This window comes from Selenihalanaerobacter shriftii (genome assembly GCF_900167185.1).
GTDB classification, from domain to species: Bacteria; Bacillota; Halanaerobiia; order Halobacteroidales; family Acetohalobiaceae; genus Selenihalanaerobacter; species Selenihalanaerobacter shriftii.
The window spans coordinates 22,369-34,509 of the sequence record NZ_FUWM01000023.1 but is presented as its reverse complement, the minus strand read 5'-3'; the positions used below and the strand labels follow the sequence as shown (position 1 = coordinate 34,509).

Sequence of the window (12,141 nt, the reverse complement as noted above, 5' to 3'; positions counted from 1 at the left end):
ATAGTAGATATCTACTTTAAAAGTCAGAACGAAAAATATGCCACCTTAAAGAGTAGTAGTACCGATAATGATCAAGAGATAGATCATGACCCAGCGGATAAACTAATCAAGACCCCTGGTGGCTTTCGGATGTTACTTAATAATCAGGAGATAATCTTTGCTAGTAAAGAAGATAAAGCCAAGATGTGGTTAAGAGAAGAGAGTTTAAACTTCTCCGTAGCTGATAAAAGTAAGATAATACTTGATAAAGATAAAATTAATCTCAAGACCGGAAAAGCAAATGGAGTCATAGATGATAATAAGACAGAATTTTCTTTTGGAAGCAAGAGGTTAAAGATAAGTAAGGATGGGATTAATATTTCTTAAGTAACCAACTTAAGTAAAGGGTTAATGAATTTGATATTAATAAATAATAACAAGCGAAAAAAGGAGGCTAAATAATGGCTTCAAAAAGTCAAAAAGAAGAAAAGGTTTTTACTCCACAAAAAGTTAAGTTTGATCCTTTTGAATTTGTGTCATTATATAAAATGGAAATCAAAAAATCGATCTATGATCATACGAGAGTAGTAATAGAAGGTGCCATAGATGAAGAGAATGTTGCTAAATATGAGAGGTATTTAGCAAAAGAAGATCCTAAATTAATGATAAATCATAGTAATCAAGATAATAAAATATTATTTAAAGGGATCATCCAAGACTATGATATTATTTATAAAAGACAAGATTATTATCTTACTCTAGAAGCAGTTTCTTACAGTATACTGCTTAAGAGAGTTAGACCAAATAGAATTTATCAAAATTTAGGAACGACTTACAAACAAGTATTAGATAAGATTATGCAAGATAATTCCAAATTTAATATAGTCTTTGGTGATAATTCTCAAGCTCAGACTGTCTTAACTACTAAAAATTATCCTATGGCTTTACAATACAAAGAGAGTGAGTGGGACTTTTTAAAAAGGATATCTTCATATCTAGATCAACCAGTAATAGTAGATGACACTAAAGATGATAAAGAAAGTATCAATATTTTAATCGGATTACATAATGCTACTGCAAAGGAATTAAATAATATATCTGGAGTAAAGAGAAAGAAAACCGGGAGGAAGAATCATAAATTCAATTATTATAAAGTAGATTGCCATGAACATTTTAGGTCAAAAGAGGTTTATAATATCGGTAAGAAGGTTAAATATCGATTGACTAATCAAAAAGATCAGACCATAGATTTAATCGTAATTAAAAATAGAATTTATATAGAAGAAGGAGTCTTATGTTCAGATTTAACCTTAGTTAAAGAAGAAGATATAAATATTTTACAAGAGAGAAGAGAAATTCCGATAGAGGGTCGGTCTTTTAGAGCTAAGGTAATGAAGTTAAATAAAGACCATACAGCTCAAGTTGATTTTATAGATATAGCAGATGAATATAATGAAGCAAAATCATTTCATTTTCCAATAGATAGAAATTATACTGACTCTTATTTTGCTCCGGAAGTAGATGATATAGTAGATATCTACTTTAAAAGCAAGAATGAGAAACATGCTACCTTAAAGAGCAGTAGCACCGATAGTGCCAAAAAGATTGACCATAAGCCAACAGATAAATTAATTATTACTCCTGGGGGTTATAAAATTCGGCTTAATAATGGCAATATATTTATCTCTGGGAAAGATGATAAATCATTAGTAGAAATAAAAGAAGAAACAATGAAGATGAAGAGTGCTAAAGGAACAGTATTTATGACGTCGGATGAGATAAAGGTTACAAGAAAGAATGGAGATGTGTCGTTAGATAATTCTCAAACAAAGCTTAAGTTTTCCGGTAAAGAAGTACAAATATCTAGTGGCGGAATCAATATGGTTTAAATAATTATGCAGGTGAGGTGATATATTGAAAAAATTAATCCAGAATAAATTAGATAAAATGGATAGCTTAGAGCAGAGAAAAGTACTAAAGAATATAGTTGATGGCATATTTTATAATCTTATAGATTATCAAGAGGAAATGAATACTAGGTTAGAAGATAGAGCATTTAATGAAATTGAAGATCTAGAAAAAAATTATGATACTTATACAACTATTGTAAAGAGGGAAGAAGTACCATTAATAGATGAATTTTTATTTCCAATTTTAGAAGAAGATAAAGAAGAGGAAGTATATGATAAACAAGAGATTATAGATAAATTAAAGGAACAAGAAGAAGTATCTGTTACTAAAATTTTTTTACCACTGAGCTGTAAAGAAATAGAAGAATTGAAAGAAAGAACAAGGGGATTTCAAGGGGCTATTGTAAGTGATGAAGAGACGTATCCGATTTCAATTGAATTAAGACAAAATCAAGATTATATCAAAAAAGAAGAGGAATTATATAAGATTTTTCTTGAAAACTCAACAAATTGGAGAACAATAAATAATCCGTATATCCGCAAGATGTTTGATGTTGTAATTGCAGGATATGAGATGGATAATTTAGATGATTTAACTGATTTTGAAGAAATTAGTTTTGATTTAGGCGATTTTGAAGATGTTAAACATATTAATTATGTTCCGGTGTGGAATATAGAAAAAGTATATCAAAAAGGAGAAGGTTTTCCACTACCGGTTGAGGATAAGGTGAACTATGATCACTATATTTCTTTAGAAGCCTTGGGTAAAGAAAATGGATATTTAGTAACTCCTAATAATGCTTATATATCTTCAGTAAGAAAGACAGAAGATGAATTGATAATTACCAGTGATGAGAGCAATGCTAATCCTTGGGAATTATTAAAGGTTAATCAAAATAATAAACTTGAAAATCGAGAATTCGAATTTGAATTGATGTCAAACTCCAGAAAAGAAACATTTATGAATAAATTCTTACAAGAAAGGTTTAAAAATATTAAAACCTTTGGCGAGTTGAACAGACTTATAAACTCTTTTGAAGCTACTACTGAGTTAATCGTAGAAGATATTGAGATATTTGACCATGAAATAGATTCAGATTCTACTTATGATTATAACTCATTTATTGAAGATGAGATTAGATCAGATAATACAAAAAAGACTATGCTACTTAAATTTAAAGGTGTTCGAAGTGATTATTTTGAAGATGACCTTCTTAGCTTTGCAATTTCTGAATTACAGATGTATTTTCCTGAATATCTGTGTAAAGGAGAAATTGTTTAATGGATTATATTTGGGATGTAATAATTAAGGCGAAAAATGATGAAATAGATTTAACTGATATAACTTTTAAACAGGCTTCTATTTATTCAGCATATATGGAGCTTAGTAATGAAGATATTAATTTTAAGGAAGTTAAAAACGAAGTAGAGATAAATCCATATTATAGATTTTTAGAAATTTTTAAAGGTTTATTTAACCCTAATTATAAAAAGAATGAAGAGTTAAGAGAAGTATTATTAGATATAATTATCCATTTTTTAGGAGAGATAGATCTTAAACAAGGGCTGACTAAAGTAGAATTTTATAAGAAGTTTATTCATACAGAAATTAAAAATGGTTGCTTTGGAGACAAAGTTAAAGAAGGAATAGATTACTTTACTCTTAGAGAGACAAATATTCTTCTAGATAATATTTATAAATTTTATAATACAGGAAATCATATTTATTTCTTAAGAAATACTATCAAAAGGGTCTTCAAAGGGTCAATAACATATGTAAACCAAGAAAGTATAAATGAAATACTTGTCTACATAAACAAAGAGAAGAATCAAGAAAATATGAAAAAATTAGAAGTAATACAAGAATTATTCTTACCAATAAATTTTCAAATAATAACTTATTGGGAGTATCACTTTGGGATAATAGGCATTGTAGAAACTATGGGCATAGAGAAAATTTCAATATATGAGAAGGAGGATATAGGAAATTGAAGTCGTATCGAATCAACCCTAAAAAAGAAAACTATAGAAATAGAAAGTTTACTAGAAGTGAATTAATGGATATGTCAACCTATAAATTAAGAAAGATCTGTCGTGAATATAAAATAATTAAAGCTTATCAAATGTCTTATGATAGAAAAAAATTAATAGATATAATATTAAAGTATCGAGGAATAAGAGGGCCGCTATTAATAGATTCATTCAAAGAAGGTGGGTTTGAAAGATTACAGGAAGCATTGGATGAAAATTTAGTAACTAAATTAAAAGCTTTAGAAGATATAAAGGTTCCAGCAAAGATAACAATTTATGAAGAAGTAGGAATTAATAAAGAAGATATGTATAAAGTAGTTATTAAAAATGAGATAGAGGAATCAAATGTATTATTAGTTAATGGGAAAAACTATTTATGCGGAATATTTAACATAAAAAAAGAAAAAAACGGCGATAATACCTATTATTTATCAGCCAATAATAAGAACTTAAGATTACAGGGATTAAATAACAAAAATTATAGTCTATTATTCTTCAAAAAGAGTGCTTCAGAATACTTATATAAGAATTTTCATCAAGAAAAAAGGCTACCGCCGATGAACCTTGAGTATTATAAGGTGCCAATAATAGATTTTGAGACTAAAAAACTTGAAGAAACAAAATCAGTACTATGTATTGATTTTGGGACCTCTAATACAACGGCAGGTGCTTATTTGGATAATAATTATGTATCTAATATTTCTAATAATGCCCTGCTGAATCAAAGAATAAAGATAAATGAGATTAATTATGTAAAATTCCCATATGTAACAACAAAGCAAGAAAGATGGGAAGGAATGATTCCAACTATAGTATATGTATTAAGTTGTGAAGATTCAGAGAATATAAAATTTTTATTTGGATATGAAGCAAAGCATCATATGAAAAGAAAGGATTATACTAGTAATGCTAGTGTCTTTCAAGGAATAAAGAGATGGGTGAATACCTATCATAAAGAAGAAGAAGTATATGATGAATTCGGTAATATAGCTAAAGTTACTCGGGGTGAGATAATAAATAATTATATTAATTATATAATTAAGTCCGCAGAAAATCAGTTTAAATGCAAATTTAAAAACATACATGTTTCAAGTCCAGTAAAAATGAAATCTCAATTCGTCTCAATGTTTCAAGAGATAGTACCAGATTACTATATAGAGGAAGAAGATATCTTAGATGAAGGAATGTCTGTGCTTTATAATACAATAGCGAACTTAATTGAAAAACAAAATTTCCAAGATGGGGAAGAATATAGAGCTTTAGTTATAGATTGTGGCGGTGGAACTACTGATTTATCTTCTTGTAGTTTCAAAATTGAAGAAGGGGATATCTCTTATAAAGTGAATATTCAAACTGGTTTTGAGAATGGAGATACTAATTTTGGTGGAAATAATATTACTTATAGAATAATGCAATTCATGAAGATAGTCTTTGCTCATTATTATAAGAATGATGGTGAGATTATAGATGTAGATGAATTGATTACACTGCCAAGTGTAGATCTATTTAGGTATGTAGATGAGTTAGGAGTAAAAAAGATTTATGAAAAGTTAGCTGAATATTATCAAGATGTAGAAGAGATAATTCCTACAAGATATAGAGAGTATGAGAACCAAACTAGTGATGAATATCAAAAAGTAAAGAATAACTTTTATTTCTTATGGGAGCTAGCAGAGAATATGAAGAAGCAGTTCTTTAAGAAAACAAATATTTTGAGGAATAAGTTTGATTCTTCAGAGTTAAGTGGTGGAGATAATGACTTACATATAACTTCATTAAGTAAGTGGAGTCTTTCTGTAAAAAAATATGATTTATTAGAAACTGTGAATCGGTTTCCAGATGTAGTCTTTAATATAAAAGAGATCAATAAACTTATAAAAGCGGATATTTATGAAATAGTTAGAAAGTTCTTAGAAGTTTTTTATGAAAATAGAGAGTTACTACATTATTCTATAATTAAATTAACAGGTCAATCATGTAAAATAGATATATTTAAGGAAGCATTAAAGGAGTTTGTTCCAGGGCGAAGTATAGAGTTTAAGCAAAGGCAGAGTGATGAGGAGAATTCTTTATACCTTAAGCTATCTTGTTTAAGAGGGATAATTAAATATATAAAATCTAAAAAGGTTGGTGATATTGAGGTAAAAATAGAGAATAAGGCACCAGTTATACCTTATTCAATTACTGCTTTTACCTTTACTGGTAAAGAGAAGATAGTAATAGATAGTCAAGAAAGAATAGATCAAGCTAAAGGGCATATATTAAAACCATTAAGTGCCCGAGAGATTAAATTTTATTTAAAGAGTGATGAGGGATTAACTAAAAAAGAGTATTTATATGAGAATGATTTTAGTGATTATAAACCTGCATTAGTAGAGGATATCATAGAGCAATATGCAGGTAAGATATTACAGGAAGAGACAGACACTATTCGTAATGGTGCGGTGAAGTTCTTCTTATTTACTGCTGATGATAACTGGGGATTCTTTGTCTTACCAGTCTGTAGAGAAGATGAGCAATTACATATAGGAAAGAAAGAATACTTTACCTTTGAAGATGACCTATCTCAGCTAGATTTCTTTGATGGACTAAAATAATAAAATATAGAAAGGAGAAGACATTGTTTAATAATAAATTTCCTTACTTTGCAAAAGGAAGAATTTTAAAACAGAGTATGCTTGAGAATCTTAGAGATTATCCTAGGAACTTTATAGATCTTTATTTTCAGGATTACTCTAATGGAATAATAGCCGGGAGCAATCTTTTAATTGAGGATGATTATATACATATAAAGAGAGGAGTCATTAAATTTGGAGGGGTGGTGTATATACTAGATAAAAGCCAAAATTTAAATTATACTAATACAAATAAAGAAATGGTAATTAAATTTAGAGTGGCTCAAATTGAAGAAACAGAAGATTTTAGAACTTATAATAGTGAAATCTTTTTTGATAATAAGATAGAATTAAAAGAGGATGAATTTGAATTAGGAAGATTTAAGCTTAGAGAAGGAGCAGAATTAAGATCTAATTATAATGATTTCTTAGATTTTTCTACTAAATATAATACTATAAATATAATTAATGTAAAGTATGCTAACGTAGAGAAACATACACTTCATCCTTTAATTATAAGGACTTTTGCTAAAAAATTATTAAAAGCTTCATATGATAATAATTTGGATACTATATTTGCGATGGAATCTTTAAATTCAAAAACTATAGATAGAGATGTAATAATAAGTTATTTAGTTAGAAGATTAGGTATAGCTGAGAAAGGTTATACAAATTTAGAGTTATATGAATATATGAAGAAGATAGTTAAGGAATTATCTGGGGTTAAATTAAATGAAGAGAGAAGAGATAAAGGTCCAAAGAAGATAATAGTTGATTAAAATAAGGGGGGCATATAAATAATTTATGAAGAATTATTATAAAATTTTGGGTGTGAATCAGAATGTTGATTTTTCACAGATTAAAAAAGCTTATAGGAAATTAGCATTAAAATATCATCCAGATAAACATCAGAATGATAAAAAGATGGAAGAGAAATTTAAAGAAATTGTTGGAGCATATGAAGTATTAAGTTCCGAGGATAGTAGAAGAAAATATGATGTTAAATTAGCTAGAAGATTTAATAGAGCTAGGAATAAAAATAAAAAGAAAAATAGCCAAAGTGTTCATAATAAATTTAATCAAGGAGACTTTAGAAATGTTGAAAAAAACTTTGAAAGCTTCTTTGGATTTAATCCTAAAACAAAAAAGAAGGTAAAGAAGAAAAAAGAAAAAAAGAACCCTATGGACACTGATGATCTTTTTGATAGATGTTTTGGTGTCAAGGAATAAAGAACGGGGGGATATTCATGAAGAAATTTAATCATATATTAAGAAGAATATTATCTATAATTAACATACCTCAACATATTAAGAGATACTATTTAAAGCGCAAAATATCAAAGTACAAGAATAATGAATATGATATAAATAATGCTAAAGATAAAAATGATGCTATTATTACAAATAGTAACAAAAATAGTTTGTTATTAAAAATCATAAATTTCTTAGTGGTGATGGGAGTATCAGCACTTATAGTCTATTTTAATTTAGTATATCAGGATCGGAGATTATTAATAGTAAGCATCGCTATCCCGATTATTATAGGAATAGTATTCTTAGTAAAGAGGTATAGAAGGGGAAGGATTGAGAGAAGAGTAAATCACGAAATAAGATCACTAATATTGAAAGATAGTGATGATAAGATAATACATGAATGGGATATTAATGAATTAAGATCTGTATTAATAGGTAAAAAAACAAAGGTAAATGAAGTAGATGTAGATTTATCTCAAGCAACTTATTCATCTCTTATAAGTCGTGAACATGCAGTAATGAATAATACAGGTGATAAATGGTATTTTGAGGATATCGGCTCTTCAAATGGAAGTGGAATTAAAAGAAAGAACACAGATAAGAAATTTAAAATTAACGAGGGTAAACCTTATCCAATCAATTCGGGGGATACTATATATATAGCAAATACGAAATTATTAGTTAAATAAAAGACATAGGAGGTAGTGTAAAGATGAAGATGGAAAGGTGTCAAAGCGGTCATTTATATAATCCTAAAAAATATAAGCAATGTCCTTATTGTGATGAACAGAATTTAGAAGGAAACATGGGAGCTAAACAAGAAAAAAAGACATCCACAGTTTCAGATACAAATAAAAATGGGGTAAAGACTTTAGCATATTGGGATAATCAAGATGGTATAAATCCGGTAGTAGGTTGGTTAGTATGTATAGATGGTGCACAACGAGGAAAAGATTATAGAATTTTAAGTGAGAAGAACTTCATAGGTCGTTCGGAAGATATGCATATATATATTAAAGGAGATAATGCAATATCCCGTAGGAACCATGCAGTAATAAGTTACAATCCTAAGCGGCGACATTTTATGTTAATTCCAGGGGCAGAAACAACAGGTATAATTTATGTTAATGAAGAAGCAATCTATGCTCCGACAGAGTTATCGCCGTATGATGTAGTGGGAATGGGTAATAGCGAATTTATATTTATTCCATTATGTGGTCAGCATTTTGAGTGGGAGAATGACTTATAAATTAATAAAAGGAGAATCATCTAGAATTTAGATTAAAAAAGGAGTAGAATATATTGCTTAGAACGATTGTACAATTTCCTAATATTGTATTTTGGTTTATTGGATTGTTATTGATAATTAAGTATCTTTTAAAGGCTAATTTTAAGAATAAAAAATGCAAATCAGAAATATTAATAGGGAATGCTCAAACTATTGGCAATAGAAAAGAACAAGAGGATGCTTTTGCTACAATAAAGGATGATAATAGGATTTTAGCTGTATTGGCTGATGGAATGGGAGGTTTTGCTTTAGGTAAGGAAGCGAGTGATTTAGTAGTACAAACTTTTTTAGAAGCATTTTCTAGGAATTACAATATTAATTCTATTAACAAATTCTTAATCAACACTGCATACATAAGCAATTCTAAAGTGTTAGAGTTAGCTGAAAACAGACATGTTGGGACAACCTTGGTTACAGCGATGTTTAATAATAATGTGTTTTATTGGGCAGCTGTTGGAGATAGCAGTTTATATCTTTATAGAAACCGAGAATTGTTTCCGATGAATCAAAAACATATCTATGCGAATAAGTTAAAGGCAGAGTATAAAGCAGGCGAAATAAGTAGAGAAGAGCAGTTTAGTCATCCTAAAAGAGATAGACTTACAAGTTATTTAGGGTATGAAGATTTTCATGAGATTGATTATAGTAAGACTCCAATAGAATTAAAGAAAGAAGATAAGATAATTATTTGTAGTGATGGAATATCTGATGTAATTTCTAATATAGAATTGGAGAATATTCTAGAAAAGAAGATTCATCCCATAGATACTTCGGAGATGATATTAAAATTGGTATTAAATAAGCATAGAACTAACCAAGATAATGCTACAGTCATCGTATTAGAAAAGGTCAAATAAAAAAATATTAATTTCAAATATTTTTTGAGAGGGTTTATAATTTAATTTGCAATTTTATATCTATAATTAACATCAAAGCGGGGGAAAGAAGATGAGAAAAGATAATAGTGAATTATTAACAAAATTCATAAGTAAGCCTGGTAATTTTAAAAAAAATAGAGATTATTTTGCTTATGCGGAACATGATGATATGGCATGTTGGGTATTAGCTGACGGATTAGATTCAGCTCCTGATGTCTTAAGTGCAGAGATAGTAGTAGGAAGTATATTGAATGATTTTACAGAAAATCCTTCTATGAAAAAAAGACATATAAAGAAGTATATTAGGAATGCTAATCAGGCTTTGCTGCATGAGAGTCGCATGATGAATTTGCAGTCTGCAGTATTGGTTGTTATTACTGACTATAATTCGATTATTTGGGGTAATGTAGGTAACACACGATTGTATCATTTAAGAAAAGGTAGAATTAATCTTAAGAGTAAGGACCATAGTTTAGCTCAAATGATGGTTGATGCAGGTGAGTTAGAAGATAGACAAATAAATCATCATCAAGAGCGAAATAACCTTACAGATTATTTAGGGCAAAGAGATAAAATCAAGCCATATGTAAGTAAGAAACATACATTAAAAGATGATGATTTTCTATTAATGTGTACTTCAGGGTTTTGGGAAAACCTTGAGGATAAAGAAATAGGAGCTGCTGCAAAAGAAGCAACTGAAGCTCAAGGTTTTATAGAGGAATTAGAAGGAATTATGTTAAACAAAGATAATGATAATCTTGACAATTATTCTATGGTCTCTGTATTTGCCAAAAAAGTATTCAAAGAAGAAAAAAATAGTCGAAAGAACTTATATAAAAAAGCTGCAGTAATATTAATTCCAATTTTTATGCTAACAGGCGGTTTTATTGTTTATAGAAAAATAAGGGCAGCTAGTAATCTCAAAAGACAGAAACAACTAATATTAAGAAAAATAAAGCAAGCTACTACTAGAAGTAGATCAGCCGATAAATTGGCTAGAAAAGGCAATAGTAGGCAGGCGTTAGCTGAATATAAAAAATCAAAAGAGACATATAGAAAACATGGAAAAAAAGAAAAAGTAGCAGAGATTGATAAGAAAATGAAAAGAACGGAAACTATAATACTAGGTGAAAAAATAGAAAAAGAAGCAGATAAGCAATTTGATGAAGCTAAATACGAAAGAGCGTTAACTAAATATGAAGCAGCAAAATTAAAGTATTTAAAGGTTGATGATTATGATTTAAATAATATTGAAGAGAAGATAGCTAAAACTGAAAATATATTAAAAGCTATAAGCTATGAAGAAGAAGGCAATATGTTCTTTAAATCAAATCAGTTTTCAGTTTCAAAAGAAAAGTATACTGCTGCTCTTGATATATATAGCAAATATGAATTAGCTAATAAAAAAGAAAGAATAAACCAAAAAATTGAAAAATCCCAACAGCTAATGAATAGTAATCAGAGAGTTGTTAGAGCTAGAAAAGTTGAGTCTTCAGGTGATGAGTTATTTAAAATGAGAGATTTTAAGAGTGCTACCTTAAAATATACTGAGGCTAAGGTTATATACTCAGAATTAGGAATGAGCAGAAAAGTTAGTAAACTTGAAGAAAAGATTAATAGTATCTCTTCGTCTAAAGCCTATATAGAAGCAAAAGAATATGAAAATCAGGCAGATGTTCAGTTAGAAAAATCAAAATATACTGAAGCGTTATTTGGCTTTAAGCAAGCTAATAAAATATATTCTAGAATTGGTAAAGATAGAGACTGTACAAGGATAGAGAAAAAAATAGAGGATAGCAAAAAAATTATTAAAGCTCAAAAAGCTGAAGCAGAAGGTGATGAATTACTGAAAATGCAGAATTTTGAAAATGCTAGTTTAAGATATATGGAAGCTAAGGTTATATATGCAGAAATGGATATGGAAGATGATATGGAGATGATTCAGCAAAAGATCACAAATGTTTCAACAGCTAAATTATATAAGGAAGCAAAAGAGTATGAGGGACTTGCAGATATGCAGTTTGATAATGAAAAATACAAAGAGGCATTATTCAATTATAAACAGGCTAATAAGATGTATGGTAAAGTAAGTAAAGGGAAAGATTATGCTAGAGTTAGAGAAAAGATTCAGAAAACAGAAGAAGAAAAGGAGAAATTTTTATTCTTCTTTTAAGGATGGGATGTTA

At 28.7% G+C, this 12,141-nt stretch carries 11 protein-coding genes; all 11 read left to right on the top strand.

The genetic code is table 11. The features are described from left to right. Nucleotides 1-366, top strand: a 366-nt coding sequence (locus B5D41_RS14145; RefSeq protein WP_159442952.1) for a hypothetical protein, incomplete at its 5' end; no start/stop codon positions are given. A gap of 74 nt (nucleotides 367-440) precedes the next feature. After that, nucleotides 441-1,868: a hypothetical protein gene (locus tag B5D41_RS11695; protein ID WP_078810836.1), complete on the top strand. Its 1,428-nt coding sequence runs from the start codon at nucleotides 441-443 to the stop codon at nucleotides 1,866-1,868. A 25-nt stretch (nucleotides 1,869-1,893) separates the two neighbouring features. Then, complete coding sequence (locus B5D41_RS11690; RefSeq protein ID WP_078810835.1) at nucleotides 1,894-3,171, top strand: hypothetical protein; 1,278 nt, start codon at nucleotides 1,894-1,896, stop codon at nucleotides 3,169-3,171. Next, nucleotides 3,171-3,881, top strand: a complete 711-nt coding sequence (locus B5D41_RS11685; RefSeq protein ID WP_078810834.1) for a hypothetical protein — start codon at nucleotides 3,171-3,173, stop codon at nucleotides 3,879-3,881. The genes B5D41_RS11690 and B5D41_RS11685 overlap by 1 nt, the downstream gene beginning before the upstream one ends. After that, nucleotides 3,878-6,517, top strand: a complete 2,640-nt coding sequence (locus B5D41_RS11680; protein WP_078810833.1) for an acetate and sugar kinases/Hsc70/actin family protein — start codon at nucleotides 3,878-3,880, stop codon at nucleotides 6,515-6,517. Before B5D41_RS11685 ends, B5D41_RS11680 begins: the two co-directional genes overlap by 4 nt. Before the next feature lie 224 nt (nucleotides 6,518-6,741). Next, nucleotides 6,742-7,314: a DNA and RNA helicase gene (locus B5D41_RS11675; protein ID WP_143555712.1), complete on the top strand. Its 573-nt coding sequence runs from the start codon at nucleotides 6,742-6,744 to the stop codon at nucleotides 7,312-7,314. Between the two features lie 25 nt (nucleotides 7,315-7,339). Continuing rightward, entirely contained in the window at nucleotides 7,340-7,765 is a 426-nt protein-coding gene (locus B5D41_RS11670; RefSeq protein ID WP_078810831.1) for a DnaJ domain-containing protein, read from the top strand. 17 nt (nucleotides 7,766-7,782) lie between these two features. Then, nucleotides 7,783-8,478 carry an FHA domain-containing protein gene (locus B5D41_RS11665; RefSeq protein WP_159442951.1) on the top strand — a complete coding sequence of 232 codons (696 nt, stop codon included), beginning with the start codon at nucleotides 7,783-7,785 and terminating at the stop codon, nucleotides 8,476-8,478. 23 nt (nucleotides 8,479-8,501) lie between these two features. Continuing rightward, nucleotides 8,502-9,038, top strand: coding sequence for an FHA domain-containing protein (locus B5D41_RS11660; RefSeq protein ID WP_078810829.1), 537 nt, complete (start codon nucleotides 8,502-8,504; stop codon nucleotides 9,036-9,038). Nucleotides 9,039-9,091: 53 nt separating this feature from the next. Next, the gene (locus tag B5D41_RS11655) at nucleotides 9,092-9,934 is read left to right on the top strand and encodes a PP2C family protein-serine/threonine phosphatase (protein WP_159442950.1); all 843 of its coding nucleotides are present in this window, start codon (nucleotides 9,092-9,094) and stop codon (nucleotides 9,932-9,934) included. 91 nt (nucleotides 9,935-10,025) lie between these two features. After that, nucleotides 10,026-12,128, top strand: a complete 2,103-nt coding sequence (locus tag B5D41_RS11650) for a PP2C family protein-serine/threonine phosphatase (RefSeq protein WP_078810827.1) — start codon at nucleotides 10,026-10,028, stop codon at nucleotides 12,126-12,128. Nucleotides 12,129-12,141: the final 13 nt, after the last annotated feature.